This is a genomic window from Pseudomonas sp. MF6767, assembly GCF_016405475.1.
GTDB classification, from domain to species: domain Bacteria; phylum Pseudomonadota; class Gammaproteobacteria; order Pseudomonadales; family Pseudomonadaceae; genus Aquipseudomonas; species Aquipseudomonas paracarnis.
Genome location: NZ_JAEKCY010000022.1, coordinates 21282 through 37667, shown reverse-complemented (window position 1 = coordinate 37667; position 16386 = coordinate 21282). Strand labels below are relative to the sequence as shown.

The window sequence follows — 16386 nt, the reverse complement described above, 5'->3', positions numbered from 1 at the left end:
CGCGACTGATCGTTCCCACGCTCCGCGTGGTAATGCATCCCGTGACGCTCCGCGTCGCCTTACGCACGGCGTGATACAGAACGTGGAACGTCCGGGGCGGCATTACCACGCGGAGCGTGGGAACGATCTAGCAGGTTGACCTGGCTTTTTACCTATCTCTGCCTCGCGAGGTTTTGCCATGCAAACGCTAAGGCGCGTCTGGGAGCACCTGGAGGAAGGCTTTATTGCTTTCCTGCTGGCCGCCATGACCCTGGTGACGTTCGTCTACGTCATGCTCAACAACGTCTACACCCTGTTCTTTACCCTGGCCGACAAATGGGCCTGGAGCAGCCCCTTCTTCAATGCCCTGGGCGACGGCAGCATGACGTGGGCCCAAGAGATGACCTGGAGTGTGGCGCTGACCAAGGCCATGTTCGGCTGGTTGATTTTCTTCGGCATTTCCTACGGCGTGCGCACTGCTGGCCACCTGGGTGTGGACGCGCTGGTGCGGCTGACCCGGCGCCCGGTGCAGCGTCTGCTCGGCATGCTCGCCTGCCTGTGCTGCCTGGCCTATGCCGGGCTGTTCATGGTGGCCAGCTACAAGTGGGTAAGTGCGGTGATGACCGCGCATATCGGCGCCGAAGACCTCGACCAGTTCGGCATCGATGTCGGCGACATCGTGGTGATCGTGCCCATTGGCTTTGCGTTGGTATTGATCCGCTACCTGGAAATTTTCTACCGCATCTTTACCCACCGCCAGGTCGGGTTGGGGTTGGCCGACGAGGCCGGTGAGGCCAGCAAGTTGGCCGGCAGCCATGAGGAGCGTCACTGATGGCCGTGCTCTGTCTGTTTTTGCTGTTGTTCGTGTTCATGTTCCTGGGCGTGCCGATTGCGATTGCCCTGGGGCTGTCCGGTGCGGTGTCGATTTTGATGTTCAGCCAGGACTCGGTGAGTTCCCTGGCGATCAAGCTGTTTGAAACCAGCGATGCCTACACCTTCCTGGCGATTCCGTTTTTCCTGTTGTCCGGTGCCTTCATGACCACCGGCGGCGTGGCCCAGCGGCTGATCGACTTTGCCAACGCCTGTGTCGGGCATATCCGCGGTGGCCTGGCGATTGCGGCGGTGCTGGCGTGCATGCTGTTTGCAGCGCTGTCCGGGTCGTCACCGGCCACGGTGGCAGCAGTGGGTTCGATTGCCGTGGCGGGCATGGTGCGCTCCGGTTATCCGAAGGAATTTGGTGCTGGCATCATCTGCAATGCCGGGACCTTGGGCATTCTGATCCCGCCGTCGATTGTGATGGTGGTGTATTCGGCGGCGACCGAAACCTCGGTGGGCAAGTTGTTCATGGCCGGGGTGATTCCGGGCTTGCTGCTGGGCCTGATGTTGATGGTCGCGATCTACATCGTCGCCCGCATCAAGAAGCTGCCGGCGCAACCCCGGGCGACATTCCGTGAATGGCTGAGCTGTGCACGCCGAGCGTTCTGGGGCCTGTTGCTACTGGTGATCATCCTCGGCGGCATTTACAGCGGCATGTTCACCCCGACCGAAGCGGCGGCAGTGGCGGCCGTGTATTCAGCATTCGTCGCGCTGTTCGTCTACAAGGACATGAAGCTGCGCGACTGCCCCAAGGTGCTGCTGGAGTCGGGGCGCTTGTCGATCATGCTGATGTTCATCATCGCCAACGCCATGCTGTTTGCCCACGTGCTGACCACCGAACAGATCCCCCAGCAAATCACCGCGTGGGTAATCTCGGAAGGGCTGACGCCGATTGGCTTTTTGATCATGGTCAACGTGGTGCTGCTGATTGCCGGCAGCTTTATGGAGCCTTCGGCCATTGTGCTGATCCTGGCGCCGATCTTTTTTCCGATTGCGATGAAGCTCGGGATCGACCCGATTCACCTGGGGATAGTGATGGTGGTGAACATGGAAATCGGCCTGGTGCACCCGCCGGTGGGGCTGAACCTGTTCGTGACCTCGGCGGTGACCGGGCTGACATTGGGGCAGACTATTCGCGCGGCGATGCCGTGGCTGATGATCCTGTTGGTGTTCCTAATCATGGTGACGTACTTGCCGTTCATTTCCCTGGCGCTGCCGCAGTGGCTCGGAATGTAGGGTGGGAGGGGGCTTGCCCCGATGGCGATGAGTCAGACACTCCCTCATCGGGGCATAGGTATCTACATAACTCAGAAACGACGCAGGCCCTGTGGCGAGGGAGCTTGCTCCCGTGACTACCCAACGGCGGACGCTGATCTAACTGACGCGCCGCGATCCAAATGTGGGAGCTGGCTTGCCTGCGATGGCGGCCTTATTGGTCCATCGCACTCAAGATCGCGTGCGCTACTTTCACCCTTTCGGCATTCGGGTAGTTCCGGTTCGCCAGGATCACCACCCCCATGTCCTTGCTTGGCACGTACGCCACGTAAGCACCAAAGCCGCCAGTGGACCCGGTTTTGTTGTACAGCACGTTGGCCGGCTCGGCCTGGGCGGGTGTCAGCCAGGTGACCTTGTGCGGCTCCATCGCCATCGGTGTGGAGTTGCCGTCCAGTAATGCTTGCAGGCCGATGGGGTAGGGGTAGCGTTCCCAGCCCAACCCCTGGGTCATGCCGTTGACGGTGTAGTAGCCGGCGTGAGTGGTGGCAATGGCCTGTTGCACCGGTTGTTCCAGGGTTTGCGGGTGCATGTTCGCGATCACGTAGCGGGCCAGGTCTTGGCTGCTGCTCTTGATGCCGTAGGCTTCGAAGTCCAGGGCGCCGGGGTTGACGCGTACCGGTTTCTGCTGGCTGTCATAGCCCTGGGCGTACTGGCCGGCCTTGTCGGCGGGGACGCGAGTATAGGTATTGGTCAAGCCCAGCTTGGGCAGCAGGGTTTTTTCCATGGCGACGGTGAACGGCTGGCCCAGGCTTTTTGCGGTCACGTAACCGAACAGGCCAATGCTGGGGTTGGAGTAAAGGCGTCGTTCCCCCGGCGCATAAGTGGGTTTCCAATGCTGGAAGTAATCCATCATGGTGGTTGCACTGTCGGCGGCATCCGGAAACTGCAGCGTCAGGCCGCCGGCGGTATAAGTGGCCAGTTGCAGCAGGCTGATGCGATCGAACGCGCTGCCAGCCAGGACGGGCAGATGTTGGCTGGTCATGTCCGACAGCTTGAGCTTGCCGATGGCCTGGGCATACCCGCCGAGGGTGGCGTTGAAGGTTTTGCTCACTGAGCCGATTTCGAACAGGGTGTTTTCGGTGACGGGTGCCTGGGTGTCTTTGGCGGCGACGCCGTAGTTAAAGTATTGCACCTTGCCGTGTTGGACGACCGCGACCGTCAGGCCCGGGATGCCTTGCTGTTTCATCAGAGGGGTGACGTGGCTGTCCACGACCTGGCGCATATCGGTGGCTGCCATGCAGCTGCCGGCGCCGAACAACAAGGCTGAAACCGCATATTTTTTCAGGGTGTGTTTCATGGTTCGCTTCCATGTAAATAAGGCAATGACGATCGGAACCTGCGCAGGCGTGGCAAATGTAGGTGGATTTCCGGGCGCCGGCAAACGATGATATCTCGCACCTGCCATTAGAAAAATTTGGGTCAAGCCATGTTGCGTTCCCACCTGCCGCTCAATGCGTTGCGCGCTTTCGAAGCGTCGGCGCGCCATTTGAGCTTTACCCGTGCGGCCATTGAGCTGTGCGTGACCCAGGCGGCGGTCAGTCATCAGGTCAAAAGTCTCGAAGCGCAACTCAACGTCACGCTGTTCAGGCGCCTGCCACGGGGTTTGATGCTCACCAGCGAAGGCGAATCCCTGCTGCCCGTGCTGCGTGACGCCTTCGACCGAATTGCCCTGACCTTGGATCAGTTTGAAGGCGGGCATTACCGTGAAGTCCTGACGGTGGGGGCGGTCGGTACCTTTGCGGTGGGCTGGTTGTTGCCACGCCTGGCGGATTTTCACAGCCGCTACCCGTTGATCGACTTGCGCTTGTCCACCCACAACAATCGCGTGGATGTCGCCGCCGAGGGCCTGGATTATGCCATCCGCTTTGGCGCCGGCGCGTGGCACGGCACCGACGCCTGCCCCTTGCTTGAGGCACCGCTGACGGTGTTGTGCGTGCCGCAGATTGCCGAACAACTGCACAGCCCGGCTGACGTGCTGAAGCACACCTTGCTGCGTTCCTACCGTGCCGATGAGTGGAACCTGTGGTTCCAGGCCGCCGGTTTGCCCAGCGATACACGGATGCCGCGCAGCGTGGTGTTCGACTCTTCGCTGGCGATGATGGAGGCCGCGCTGCAAGGGACTGGCGTTGCACTGGCGCCAGCTCTGATGTTTTCACGGCAATTGGAGAACGATGTGATCCGCCAGCCGTTCGAGGTGGGGATCACCACCGGCAGCTATTGGTTGACGCGCTTGCAGTCGCGGGCTGAGACACCCGCGATGTTGGCGTTCAAAGGGTGGTTGCAGGCAAGTGTTGGATAACATTTGGGGAGGCAGGCCCTCATTTATGTAGGAGCGAGCTTGCTCGCGAAAAACTCCCAGGCGCCGCGTCTATCCAGGACGCCCGCGTTATCGTTGTCGTTTTTCGCGAGCAAGCTCGCTCCTACATCAGGTATTGGCGGAACCATCCCAGGGTGCGTTCCCAGGCAAGGTTCGCCGCTGCTTCGTCATAGCGCGGTGTCGAATCATTATGGAAACCGTGATTGGCGCCCTTGTAGATAAACGCCTCATACCTCGTCCCCGCGGCCTTCAATGCCTGTTCATACGCCGGCCAGCCTTCATTGATGCGCGTATCCAGCTCACCGAAATGCAACATGATCGGCGCCTTGATGCGCGGCACGTCCTTGGCGTCGGGTTGGCGCCCGTAGAACGACACTGCCGCGCCCAGTTCCGGGTAGGCCACCGCCGCTGCATTGGTCACGCCACCGCCATAACAGAACCCCGTGATGCCGACTTTGCCCGTGCTGCTGTCGTGCTGCATCAGCCACTCGATGGCGGCAAAGAAGTCGTTCATCAGTTTGGTCGGGTCGACGGTCTGCTGCAGGGCCACGCCTTTTTCATCATTGCCAGGGTAGCCGCCCACCGAGGTCAGGCCGTCGGGGGCCAGGGCGATAAAGCCGGCCTTGGCCAGGCGTCGGGCGACGTCTTCGATATAGGGGTTCAGGCCCCGGTTTTCATGCACCACCACCACGGCGGGCAGCTTGCCTGCCGCCTTGGCTGGGCGCACCAGATAGCCGCGCACGGTGCCGTTGCCTTTGGGCGAGGGGTAGGTGATGTAGTCGGCGACGATATCCGGGTCGGTGAATTTCACCTGCTCGGCCAGGGCGTAATTGGGGCTCAGGGCCGCGAGCAATGCCGAAGCGGTGAGGCCACCGAGGGTGAACAGCGCGGCGCGGTCGAGAAATTCGCGGCGGTTGATCTTGCCGTGGGCATAGCCGTCGTAGAGTTCCAGCAGTTCGGGAGCAAAGTCTTTCGCGGTCAGACGAGTCATCGGTGCAGTCCTCGATTAGCGGTTGCCGTCACTGTAGACCAGGATCAAACCTCGCGGCCATGGGCGGCGGCGGCCAGTTGCCCGGTGTCGACGCGCACGAACACCGAGTCGCCGACGGCGGTGAGCACGCTGCCTGCATACACTTCGCAGACCACCCGGCTTTTGCGACCGATTTCGCCTTCGACCCGCGCCCGCAGGACCAGGGGCACACCCATGGGCGTGGGCTTGATGAATTTGATCCCCAGGTTACCGGTGACGCAGTCGATGCGCGGCAGGCTGCCGGGTTCACGCTGTTCGGCGCGGTAGTGGTAGGCCATGGCGGTCCAGTTGGAATGGCAGTCCACCAGCATGGCGATCAGGCCACCGTAGACCAGGTCTGGCCAGCCGCTGTATTTGGCCTCGGGTTGATGCTCGGCAATGACGTGTACGCCATCGTCATCCCAGCGGCTCTTGATGTGCAGGCCATGAGGGTTGCTGCTGCCGCAGCCGTAGCAGATGCCTTCCGGCGCCGTGGTGTCCTGGAGAGAAGCGCTGTGCATGCAGAGTCCTTGTTGTTGTTTGGGCGACGCTTCTATTTAGCAGGCCAGGGGTTAGCGAGCAAACTTCTTCGCCCCGGCCACGCAGCCGATCACCGCCACCGTCACCAGCACCATGCCCAGGCTGACCTGTTCATGCAGCAAACCCGCCGCCAGCGCCAGGCCGAAGAACGGTTGCAGCAACTGCAACTGGCCCACCGCGGCAATCCCGCCCTGGGCCAGGCCGCGGTACCAGAACACAAAGCCGATCAACATGCTGAACACCGCCACGTAGCCCAGGCTCAACCAGGCCGGCAAGCTGATACCGCTGAGGGTAGACGGCGCCAACAACAGGCTCAAGGGCGCCACCACCGGCAGCGACACCACCAGCGCCCAGCAGATCACCTGCCAGCCGCCCAGGCTGCGCGACAGCTTGGCGCCTTCGGCATACCCCAGGCCGCATGCGAGCACGGCCAACAGCATCAACACATCGCCCGCGGGTGCGGCGCTCAAGCCTTGGGCAACGGCATATCCCATCACCAACAGGCTGCCCAGGATCGAAAACAACCAGAACACCGGCCTCGGCCGTTCACCGCCGCGCAGCACACCGAACACCGCCGTAGCCAGTGGCAGCAGGCCGATAAAGACGATGGAGTGGGCCGAGGTCAGGTACTGCAGGGCCAGGGCCGTCAGCAGTGGAAAGCCGATCACCACGCCAAGCGCGACGATAACCAGCGGTGCCCATTGCTGGCGCGTGGGGCGTTTTTCCTTGAATACCCCCAATAGGCACAACCCCAGTAGCGCCGCGAGAGTGGCGCGGATCATGGTCAGGAACACCGGATCGAATTCCATGACCGCCAGGCGCGTGGCTGGCAGCGAGCCGCTGAAAATCACCACACCGATAAAACCGTTGATCCAACCCTGGGTGCTGCTGTCCAGAGTGCCGAGAGGAGAAGTGCGTTCCATGGGGGACCTGTCCGAAAATGGCAGTTGCGTGCTGGGCATCCTAGGATTGAAGATTAAGACAATCAAAAAATTGTCATGGATACATCCCTATGCCCCGTGCTCGCTACAAGACACTGGTCGATACCTTCGCCGAGGCCATCCGCAGCGGCCAATTGCAGCCCGGCACGCGGTTGCCTACCCATCGGCAATTGGCCGCCGAGCATGGCCTGGCGTTGGTCACCGCCAGCCGGGTGTACAGCGAGCTGGAAGCCATGGGCCTGGTCAGTGGCGAAACCGGGCGCGGCACTTTCGTGCGTGAGATTGCCTTGCCACCGGGGCAGGGCAGTGGCCAGATGACGGTTGCGGCGGGTTTGCTTGACCTGAATTTCAACTACCCGTCGTTGCCGGGCCAGGCCGAGCTGCTGCGCACGGCGTTGCGCCAACTCGCCCTGTCTGGCGACCTGGAGGCGTTGCTGCGTTACCAGCCCCATGCCGGACGTGTGCACGAGCGCGCCGCCGTGGCCCGGCACTTGTTGAACCGAGGGTTGACGGTGCAAGCCGAGCAGGTGCTGGTGGTCAGCGGCGCCCAGCATGGCCTGGCGGTGAGCATGATGACCTTGCTCAAGCCTGGGGATGTGGTCGCGGTGGATGCACTGACCTATTCGGGGTTCAAGGTGCTGGCCGAAACCCTGCACCTGGAACTGGTCGCCATCCCAGTCACGGCCAACGGCCCTGATCTTGACCACCTGCACAGCCTGTGTCGCCAGCGCCCGGTGCGAGCGGTGTACAGCATGCCGACCCTGCATAACCCGCTGGGCTGGGTGATGAGCCTGGCGCAGCGCGAGCGCTTGGTGGCAATCGCCCGGCAGCACAACCTGATGATCATCGAGGATAGCGCCTATGCGTTTCTCGCCGAAGGAGCGCCGCCACCCTTGGCGACCCTCGCACCGGAGCGCACGGTGTACATCGGCGGGCTGTCCAAGAGTGTCGCCACCGGTTTGCGCGTGGGCTTTATCGCTGCGCCTATGGCTTGGGTGAGCGGCTTGGAACGCACGATCATGGCCACCACCTGGAACGTGCCGGGGGTGATGAGCGCGATTGCGGTGGGCTGGCTCGAGGACGGCACGGTGGCGCAACTGGAGGCGCAAAAGCGTGCGGATGCCCAGGCTCGTCAAGCGTTGGCAGCACAGGTGCTGAGGGGCGTGAAGATCATCAGTCACCCGTCCTCCTACTTTCTGTGGCTACCGTTGGCGGAAGACGCCCGCGCCGATCAGGTCGCCATGACCTTGCAGCGCGCGGGCATCTCGGTTTCAACCGCCGAACCGTTCGCGGTCTCGGCCCAGGTGCCCCACGCGCTGCGCCTGGCCCTGGGTTCGGTGCCCATGGCGGCATTGCGTGAGGCGCTGGTGAAGGTGCGCAAGGTGGTGGCGTGGTGAGGTTTGCTCAGTACTTGTAAGCCTGGCGCCCAATCAGCAGCCATTGGCCGTGCTGTTTTTGCCAAACCTGAAAGTTGTCGATATCGGTTGGTGTGTCCACACCGCTGTTCACCGCCAGGGCATGGAAGTGGTTGCGCACCAGGGCGGTATCGCCGTTGAGGGTGATGGTCTGGTTTTGCATCTCCAGGGTTTTGAATGCGCTGGTATGGGTTTCCAGGTCGGCAATGAATTGCGCCTTGTTTTGCACCTTGCCGCTGGAGTGGCCGTAGGTGAGCTTGTCGGACGTCAGTGCATGAAGCTGCTTGAGGTCCAGATGCAGCATGGCTTGGGTCAATTGATCGACTGCCTGGGCTACATCCTTCTCGGCGGCGCCGGGCGCGGCGGCGACGTAGCCGGAGAAGAGGCACAGAAATCCGATCAGCACTTTGAAGTTGGACATGGGTGTTTCCTTATTGTTGTTAAGAAATACGACGAGGTACGTCGTCGTACAACCATGCAATATTCTCAAGGCGGAAGGAAAGTGAAATTTTGCAGGAGCTTGAGGTGAGTAGGCGCTAGAGTGTTCATCACATCCGCGCAGCCGAGGTACATGATGGATTTTGACTGGCACAGCGACGTCATCACCCGCGCTACACCCGTCACCCCTAGCTATAAAAACACCCAGAACGTGCGCCGCTTTATGCTTGAGCAGTGTGGCCCGGCGTTCAAGTTCAACCGTCCATTCATGGCGTGGATTCGTAACGGCGCACCCAAGACTTTGGGGGATGTGGTTGAGGAGTGGCAGCGTCGCAACGAGGTGCTTCGGTCCTCGCACCACGGTGTTTGAACTGAAATATGAACAAAAAGTGTGGGAGCGGGCTTGCTGTGGCGAGGGAGCTTGCTCCCGCTCGATAGCGCAGCTGGAGCCGGCTTTTTGGGGGCGCTACGCACCCCAGCGCAAGCAAGCTTGCTCGCCCACAGCAAGCCCGCATTTGAGTGAGGAGCCCAGCTAGATAGCCGCCAGCGGTGGCGTACGCGGCGGGATCATCCGTTTGCTGCCGGTGGCTTCGAACGCCGAGGCAAAGCGCAACAGCGCCGAATCGTCATAGGCACGCCCGGCGAAGGTCAGCCCCACCGGCATGCCGATGTCTGCCATCACCCCCATCGGCACGGTGACGGTGGGCACGCCCAGGTGGCGGATGGCGAGGTTGCCGTTGGCCACCCACACGCCGTTGCTCCAGGCAATGTCGGCAGACGCTTCGTTCACATCGGCATCCGCCGGGCCTACGTCGGCCACGGTGGGGAACAGCACGGCGTCGAGCCCGAGGGTGTCCATCCAGTCTTCCAGGTCCAGGCGCCGGGTTTGCTCCAGGCCGCACAGGCCATCGGGCACGGTGCTGATCTGGTCCCATGGCGTGATGCCGCGTTGGGCCATGCGCACGTATTCGTCCATGCCGGCGGCCAGGTCGTCTTCACGGTTGGGCAGGGTGCCGGGGTCGTGGGGGAAGATGTTCGGCCCGTCCACATCGGCCAGGCGGTTCAGGTGCGGGTCGCCGTTGGCACGCAGGAAATCATCGAAGGCCCATGCAGACAGCTCCCACAACTCGTCGTGGAGGAACTCTTTAGAGACCAGGCCACGGGTAAACACCGTCGGCGCGCCGGGGCGGTCGCCTTCGCAGTTGGACACCAGCGGGAAATCCACTTCGATCACTTCGGCACCCGCCGCTTCCAATGCCTGGCGCGCGGCTTGCCACAGTTCGATCACCGTGGCGCGGGTGTGGATCTTTTGTCCGGTCGGGCCGCCGATACCGGGTTTTTCGCTGGTGCCAGCATCCGGGTCGGCGTTGATGTACATGCGCGGCACGCCAAAGCGCTTGCCGGCCAGGTTTTCGCTGTCGACTGCCAGCGCGGCGTAGGACACCGGGCGCACCGAGGTGACGCTGGGGATCGGCACCCAGGGTTGCAGGCGCCACAGGTCACCACGTGTGTCCGGGTCTTCGGCCACCACGACGTCGAGCACTTCCAGCAGGTCGGCCATGGTGCGAGCATAAGGCACCACCACGTCCATGGTCGGGGTCAGTGGCCAGTTGCCGCGCACCGAAATCACGCCACGGGACGGCGTGTAGGCACACAACCCATTATTGGAGGCCGGGCCGCGACCGCTGGACCAGGTTTCTTCAGCCAGCCCGAACGCGGCAAAGCTGGCGGCGGTGGCGGTACCAGCGCCGTTGGAGGAACCCGACGCAAACGGCGCGGTGAGGTAGTCGGCGTTGTAGGGGCTTTCGGCGCGACCGTACACGCCACGCTGCATACCGCCATTGGCCATCGGCGGCATGTTGGTCTTGCCCAGGCAGATAGCGCCACCGGCACGCAGACGCTCAATGGTGAAGGCATCGCGCTGGGCCACCAGCTTGGCAAACGCCGGGCTGCCGGATGCAGCCGTCAACCCCTTGACCAGGTAACTGTCCTTGGCGGTGTAAGGAATGCCATCCAGCGGCCCCAGGGTTTGCCCCTTGGCACGGCGCGCATCGGACGCCTGGGCTTCTTTGAGCGCATCGGGGTTGCGTACCACCACGGCGTTCAGTGCAGTGGCCGTCTGCGGGCCATCGTAGGCATCGATCCGCGCCAGGTACGCCTGCACCAGTTCAACTGCCGTGGTCTGGCCGGCTTCAAGCGCAGCGCGCAATTGGGCAATAGAGACTTCAGTAACTTGCATCACGTTTTTTTCGCCGCCTTCAAGTGGGGGTATGGCGGCAGTCTACGTACAGATATTTCACAAAACCAGCGCGGCATACTTCGTGTAGGCGGCGCGCAGGACATCTCGGGAAAGACGTCTGCAGGATTGCGAGCGGCAGCCTCTTGTCGCTAAGGTGGCCGCGCTGATTAACGTTGCACTTCAAGGAAGAGACCATGCACAGACCTTATATCGCCCTGGCTGCCTTGCTCGGGTTTACCCTCTATACGGTGGCGACCATGCTCACGGCCGAGCAGTCCCTGCTGGCATTTGGATGGGAACTGATGTCCCGGCCCGATACGGCGCAGGTGGTGATTGACCTGTATCTGATGGCGGTGCTGGCGTGTGTGTGGATGTACCGGGATGCGCGTAGGCGAGGGCGGTCGATGGTCTCAGTGCTGCCGTATTTTTTACTGACGGCAGTGTTTGTGTCGGTAGGGCCTTTGCTCTATATCGTGGGTAATGGATTTTCTCGCCGGGCCATGAAGTGAGGCTTGTTGCTCCCGTGACGACCTGCCAGCGACGCTGATCTGACTGACACACCACGATCCAAAGTGGGAGCTGACTTGCCTGCGATGGCGGCCTGACAGTTGACGCTTCTATACCTGAAGCACCGCGATCCCACTGTGGGAGCTGGCTTGCTCGCGAAGGCGGCCTGGCAGTCAACACAGTTGGATTGTGGACATATCCATAGCAGATCAAGAGCGGCTCGCTTCGCATCGTGGTTACCGTTGAGCGCTACGGAATTGTGTCGATACCTATGGTCATCGCAGGCAAGCCACCCACATCTGGATCGTGGGGGTGTCAGGTAGATAGGCTTCGGCTAGCAGGCCGCCATCGCAGGCAAGCCAGCTCCCCCATTTGGATCTAGTGGTGTCAGATAAATATGCATCGGCTGGCAGGCCGTCACGGGAGCAAGCTCCCTCGCCACAGGTCCCGCGTCGCCCCAAAGCTGTAGGTAACTACGGCTATGGGGCGACGCGATCGATCAAACGCCTTTGGTCGACGGCAACAGTACCGTCAGGATACCCACCAGCGGCAGGAACGAGCACAGCTTGTACACGTATTCGATGCCGTGATGATCAGCGAGCATCCCGAGCAGCGCCGCGCCGATCCCGCTGAAGCCGAACATCAAGCCGAAGAATATCCCGGCGATCATGCCCACATTGCCCGGCACCAATTCCTGGGCAAACACCACGATGGCCGAGAATGCCGAGGCGATGATAAAGCCGATGACCACGCTGAGTACGGCGGTCCAGAACAGGTCGACGTAGGGCAGGGCCAGGGTGAACGGTGCGGCGCCGAGGATCGAGAACCAGATGACTTTCTTGCGGCCGATCTTGTCGCCGATCGGGCCACCGGCAAAGGTGCCCACGGCCACCGCGCCGAGGAACAGGAACAGGTACATCTGCGAGCTGGCCACCGACAGCTGGAATTTCTCGATCAGGTAGAACGTGAAGTAACTGGTGAGGCTGGTCATGTACCAGTATTTGGAGAACACCAGCACAGCCAGTACCACCAGGGCGAATGTCACGCGGCCTTTGGACAAACCGTGTGTCGCCTGGCTGCCTTGCTTGAGCTTGAACAGGTTGAGGTGGTGGCGGTACCAGCGGCTCAAACCGTACAGCACCAGGATGGCGAACACCGCAAACAGGCCGAACCAGGCAATGTGGCTTTGGCCGTAGGGAATGATGATCGCCGCCGCCAGCAACGGGCCGAAAGCGCTACCGGTGTTGCCGCCGACCTGGAAGGTCGATTGCGCCAGGCCGTAGCGCCCACCGGAAGCCAGGCGTGCGACGCGGGAGGTTTCCGGGTGGAAGGTCGATGAGCCCACACCCACCAGCGCCGCCGCGAGCAATATCGCCGGGAAGTTGCCGACAAAGGCCAGCATCAGGATGCCGATCAAGGTGCACACCATGCCCGCTGGTAATAACCAGGGTTTGGGGTGGCGGTCGGTGTGGTAGCCGATCCACGGTTGTAGCAGGGAGGCGGTCAACTGGAAGGTCAGGGTGATCAGGCCGACCTGGGTGAAGCTCAGGCCGTAGTTGGCCTTGAGCATCGGGTAGATCGATGGCAGCACAGCCTGGATCAAGTCATTGATCAGGTGCGCGAGGGCACAGGCGCCCAGGACGCGCATGACTAAGGGGCTTACTTGCGGGCTGGTCGAAGGTGCGGCGGGTGACGCTGTGACTGGGGACATGCGGGCATTCCGTACAAGGCAGCTGACAGGCGTGGAGGCGGGCGGCGGTGATGTGAACCGCCACTCCATCTGGACTCGGCGTTTATGCTAGATTCGGCGCCAATGCCTGTCTCGCGCAATTCGGGCAGAAACCATCGCAAAAAGGGCGAAATGATCAAATCACTGGATAAATTTCTGCGAGAGATCGATGAGGGCGACTGGGCCGTCATCAGTTCGGCCACCGATTACCCCGAAAACTGGGTGATCCCCGAACACAGCCACAACAAGCACCAACTGCTGTACGCCATTGGCGGTGTGATGGTGGTGTATTCGGCCCTGAGGCAATGGACGGTGCCGCCCAATCGTGGCTTCTGGATGCCTTGCGGTCAAGTTCACTCACTGCGCTGCGTGGGTACGCTGAAGATGCGCAGCGTGTTCGTGCGCCCCGACAGTTTCCCTAACCTGCCGGCCGAGCCCAAGACGGTGACGGTTTCGCCGCTGCTGAGTGAACTGATCAAGGCCTCGGTGAGCTTGAAACCGCCGTATGCCGAGGATTCACGCGACGCGCGGATCATGCACCTGATTCTTGACGAACTGGCCATTCTCCCGGCCTTGCCGCTGTCGCTGCCCCAGCCTGCCGACCCGCGCCTGAGCCCGATCTGCCTGGCGTTGCAGGATGAACCGAGTGATGCCTCCACCGTGGCCGACTGGAGTGCGCGGTTGGGATTGGACCAGACCACCATCCAGCGCCTGTTCCGCAAGGAAACCGGCATGACCTTCGGCCAATGGCGCCAGCAGGCGCGGTTGCTGCTGGCGCTGGAGCGCATTGCGGTGGGGGAGAAGATCATCGATGTGGCGTTTGAATTGGGCTACGAAAGCCCCAGCGCTTTTACCAGCATGTTCAAGAAACAGTTTGGCAAAACGCCGAGTCATTTTTTCAAGTAGTGCCGCTTGCCATGGATGCGTGAGCAGGGCGCCGGGATGCCAGGTAAGCCAGCAGCGTGGCGACTACCAGCAAGGCGGCGCTCAACTCGAAGGTGGCCTGATAACCGCTCAAGTCGAATGCCACACCACCGACGGTGGCACCGGCGGCAATCGCCAACTGGATGATGGCGACCATCAACCCCCCGCCGGCCTCAGCGTCGTCGGGCAAGGTGCGCGCCAGCCATGTCCACCAGCCAACCGGTGCAGCTGTCGCTATCAGGCCCCAGCAGCCCAACAGCACGGTGGTGACAATCGCTGAACCGCCGAGCCCCACCAGCGCAAGGGCAATGCCGGCCATGATCAACGGAATGGCAATCAGCGTCGGGTACAGGTGACGCTTGAGCAAATGCTCAATCAACACCGTACCCGCCAGGCCGGCCAGGCCGAGCACCAGCAGCATCAGCGACAGGGTGGACACCTCGACCCGGGTCACGCCTTCCAGGAATGGCCGCAAGTAAGTGAACAGCATGAACTGGCCCATGAAGAACAGGCTGACGGCGCACATGCCCACGGCGACCTTGGAGTTTTTCAGCAGGCGCAGTGCATTGCCGGTGTTCGCTGCGCCGCTGTGCTTGAGCGCAGGCAAGCTCAGCCACAGCCAGGCCAGCGCAATCACGGCGACCGGCACCACGCAAAAAAATACGCCGCGCCAGCCAATCAGGCCGCCAAGAAAGCTGCCCAGCGGCGCCGCGATCACCGTCGCCAGGGCGTTGCCACCGTTGACGATGGCCAAGGCCCTTGGCACTTGGGCGGGCTCGACCAGGCGCATTGCCGTGGCCGCCGACAGCGACCAGAAACCGCCAATCGCCACCCCAATCAATGCGCGCCCGAACATGAACACCGCGTAATTCGGTGCGAACGCCACCACGCTGCCAGAGAGGATCATCAGCAGGGTCAGGGCCATCAGCAGGCGCTTGCGATCCATCCTCGCGGCAACCGCCGCGATCACCAGGCTGGTGAGCAAGGCAAACACCCCGGACACGGAAATGCCCTGGCCGGCCTGGCCTTCAGTGATGTGCAAGTCAGCGGCCAGCGGTGTGAGCAGGCTGACCGGCATGAACTCGGAGGCGACCAAGGCAAACGCCGCGAGCGACATCGCCAGCACCGCGCCCCAGCGTTGCGGTTGAGGGATAACGGAGCTCACTGCAAGTGGCTCTGGAAGAAGGTGGTGAGCGTGTCAAACGGGATCAGTTCGACGCGGTCGTACAGGTCTACATGGCCGGCGTTGGGGATGATCAGCAATTGCTTGGGCTCGGCGGCGCGTTGATAGGCGTCTTCACTGAATTCACGGGAGTGCGCGTTGGCCCCGGTAATCAGCAGCAGTGGGCGCGGCGAGATCGTCTCGATATCGTTGAAGGGGTAGAAGTTCATGAACTTGACGTTACTGGTGAGCGTCGGCCGGGTGGTGGTCTGCGATGAGGCGCCTGCCGGGGTGACTTCGCCGCGGGGGGTGCGGTAGAAGTCGTAGAACTCGTCGCCGACCAGGTCGCCCGTGAGGCTCTGCGGCGTGCCACCGGTGTAGAGGGTCTCGCCGCCCTGGAACTCTACATAGCGCTGGTTGGCGGCCTGGCGCAGGATCTGCTGGCGCTGTTGCAAGGTCATGCCGTGCTTGAGGCCATTGCGGTTGGCCGCGCCCATGTCGTACATGCTGACGGTGGCGATTGCCTTGAGACGCGGATCGATCTTCGCAGCACTGATCACAAAACTGCCGCTGCCACAAATGCCGATGGCACCGATGCGTTCCCGGTCGACCTGTGGGCGAGTGCCGAGAAAGTCCACGGCGGCGCTGAAGTCTTCCACGTAGAGGTCGGGCAACACCGCGTTGCGTGGTGTGCCGGCGCTTTGGCCCCAGAACGACAGGTCCAGGGACAGGGTCACGAAACCCTGTTCAGCCATTTTGGTGGCGTAGAGGTTGGCGCTTTGCTCTTTGACGGCGCCCATCGGGTGGCCGACGACAAGGGCTGCGTGCTTTGAGCCTGGGGCAAGGTGCTTGGGCACGAACAGCGTGCCTGCGACCTGCATGCCGTATTGATTGTTGAAGGTGACAGGTTCGGCCGTCACTGTGTCGCTGCTGTAGAAGTTATCCGCACCGTTAGACATATCGGCTCCAAATGAAGAAAGAGAAGTCACCAACAAACCCAGGGCGAGCAAGAGGCGTTTCATAGGGGTGTTCCTC

16 protein-coding genes are annotated in these 16386 nt (G+C 61.9%); 7 read left to right on the top strand and 9 right to left on the bottom strand.

Annotated elements, in window-relative coordinates; translation table 11 throughout:
• Positions 1 to 178: 178 nt before the first annotated feature.
• Together JFT58_RS25365 and dctM are read left to right on the top strand one after the other, a co-directional pair.
• On the top strand, positions 179 to 811 hold the full coding sequence (locus JFT58_RS25365; RefSeq protein WP_034125996.1) for a TRAP transporter small permease: 633 nt from the start codon (positions 179 to 181) through the stop codon (positions 809 to 811).
• Positions 811 to 2091, top strand: coding sequence for a C4-dicarboxylate TRAP transporter large permease protein DctM (gene dctM, locus JFT58_RS25360; protein ID WP_014718351.1), 1281 nt, complete (start codon positions 811 to 813; stop codon positions 2089 to 2091). The genes JFT58_RS25365 and dctM overlap by 1 nt, the downstream gene beginning before the upstream one ends.
• Before the next feature lie 193 nt (positions 2092 to 2284).
• Here the strand turns inward: dctM and ampC are convergent, their stop codons facing one another.
• Entirely contained in the window at positions 2285 to 3427 is a 1143-nt protein-coding gene (gene ampC / locus JFT58_RS25355; RefSeq protein ID WP_103299344.1) for a class C beta-lactamase, read from the bottom strand.
• A gap of 129 nt (positions 3428 to 3556) precedes the next feature.
• Between ampC and JFT58_RS25350 the strand changes: the two genes are divergently transcribed.
• Positions 3557 to 4429 (top strand): LysR family transcriptional regulator, encoded by an 873-nt coding sequence (locus JFT58_RS25350; RefSeq protein ID WP_054897338.1) that lies wholly within the window; start codon positions 3557 to 3559, stop codon positions 4427 to 4429.
• Positions 4430 to 4550: 121 nt separating this feature from the next.
• On the opposite strand, the gene yghX is transcribed toward JFT58_RS25350, so the two are convergent.
• The 3 genes from yghX to JFT58_RS25335 are packed head-to-tail and all read right to left on the bottom strand — an operon-like array spanning position 4551 to position 6919.
• Positions 4551 to 5438, bottom strand: coding sequence for a YghX family hydrolase (yghX, locus tag JFT58_RS25345; protein ID WP_054897339.1), 888 nt, complete (start codon positions 5436 to 5438; stop codon positions 4551 to 4553).
• A 44-nt stretch (positions 5439 to 5482) separates the two neighbouring features.
• Positions 5483 to 5977 (bottom strand): PaaI family thioesterase, encoded by a 495-nt coding sequence (locus tag JFT58_RS25340; RefSeq protein ID WP_054897340.1) that lies wholly within the window; start codon positions 5975 to 5977, stop codon positions 5483 to 5485.
• A gap of 51 nt (positions 5978 to 6028) precedes the next feature.
• A complete protein-coding gene (locus tag JFT58_RS25335; RefSeq protein WP_054897341.1) occupies positions 6029 to 6919 on the bottom strand; it encodes a DMT family transporter in 891 nt (296 codons plus the stop codon).
• An 89-nt stretch (positions 6920 to 7008) separates the two neighbouring features.
• On the opposite strand from JFT58_RS25335, the gene JFT58_RS25330 reads away from it, so the two are divergent.
• The gene (locus tag JFT58_RS25330; RefSeq protein ID WP_054897342.1) at positions 7009 to 8334 is read left to right on the top strand and encodes an aminotransferase-like domain-containing protein; all 1326 of its coding nucleotides are present in this window, start codon (positions 7009 to 7011) and stop codon (positions 8332 to 8334) included.
• A 7-nt stretch (positions 8335 to 8341) separates the two neighbouring features.
• Here JFT58_RS25330 and JFT58_RS25325 read toward each other — a convergent pair whose 3' ends face one another.
• Positions 8342 to 8773, bottom strand: coding sequence for a nuclear transport factor 2 family protein (locus JFT58_RS25325; RefSeq protein WP_003190851.1), 432 nt, complete (start codon positions 8771 to 8773; stop codon positions 8342 to 8344).
• A gap of 153 nt (positions 8774 to 8926) precedes the next feature.
• On the opposite strand from JFT58_RS25325, the gene JFT58_RS25320 reads away from it, so the two are divergent.
• Positions 8927 to 9160 carry a DUF6434 domain-containing protein gene (locus tag JFT58_RS25320; protein ID WP_003190852.1) on the top strand — a complete coding sequence of 78 codons (234 nt, stop codon included), beginning with the start codon at positions 8927 to 8929 and terminating at the stop codon, positions 9158 to 9160.
• Between the two features lie 162 nt (positions 9161 to 9322).
• On the opposite strand, the gene JFT58_RS25315 is transcribed toward JFT58_RS25320, so the two are convergent.
• Entirely contained in the window at positions 9323 to 11032 is a 1710-nt protein-coding gene (locus JFT58_RS25315; protein ID WP_054897343.1) for an amidase, read from the bottom strand.
• A 191-nt stretch (positions 11033 to 11223) separates the two neighbouring features.
• Between JFT58_RS25315 and JFT58_RS25310 the strand changes: the two genes are divergently transcribed.
• Positions 11224 to 11538 carry a DUF2834 domain-containing protein gene (locus tag JFT58_RS25310; protein ID WP_054897344.1) on the top strand — a complete coding sequence of 105 codons (315 nt, stop codon included), beginning with the start codon at positions 11224 to 11226 and terminating at the stop codon, positions 11536 to 11538.
• Positions 11539 to 12035: 497 nt separating this feature from the next.
• Here JFT58_RS25310 and JFT58_RS25305 read toward each other — a convergent pair whose 3' ends face one another.
• The gene (locus tag JFT58_RS25305) at positions 12036 to 13247 is read right to left on the bottom strand and encodes an MFS transporter (protein ID WP_198834699.1); all 1212 of its coding nucleotides are present in this window, start codon (positions 13245 to 13247) and stop codon (positions 12036 to 12038) included.
• A gap of 102 nt (positions 13248 to 13349) precedes the next feature.
• On the opposite strand from JFT58_RS25305, the gene JFT58_RS25300 reads away from it, so the two are divergent.
• Positions 13350 to 14171: an AraC family transcriptional regulator gene (locus JFT58_RS25300; protein ID WP_014718649.1), complete on the top strand. Its 822-nt coding sequence runs from the start codon at positions 13350 to 13352 to the stop codon at positions 14169 to 14171.
• On the opposite strand, the gene JFT58_RS25295 is transcribed toward JFT58_RS25300, so the two are convergent.
• Together JFT58_RS25295 and JFT58_RS25290 are read right to left on the bottom strand one after the other, a co-directional pair.
• Positions 14164 to 15354: an MFS transporter gene (locus JFT58_RS25295; protein WP_054897345.1), complete on the bottom strand. Its 1191-nt coding sequence runs from the start codon at positions 15352 to 15354 to the stop codon at positions 14164 to 14166. The two genes, JFT58_RS25300 and JFT58_RS25295, sit on opposite strands and share 8 nt — an antisense overlap.
• Positions 15351 to 16373: an alpha/beta hydrolase gene (locus tag JFT58_RS25290; RefSeq protein WP_054897346.1), complete on the bottom strand. Its 1023-nt coding sequence runs from the start codon at positions 16371 to 16373 to the stop codon at positions 15351 to 15353. Before JFT58_RS25290 ends, JFT58_RS25295 begins: the two co-directional genes overlap by 4 nt.
• Between the last annotated feature and the right edge of the window lie 13 nt (positions 16374 to 16386).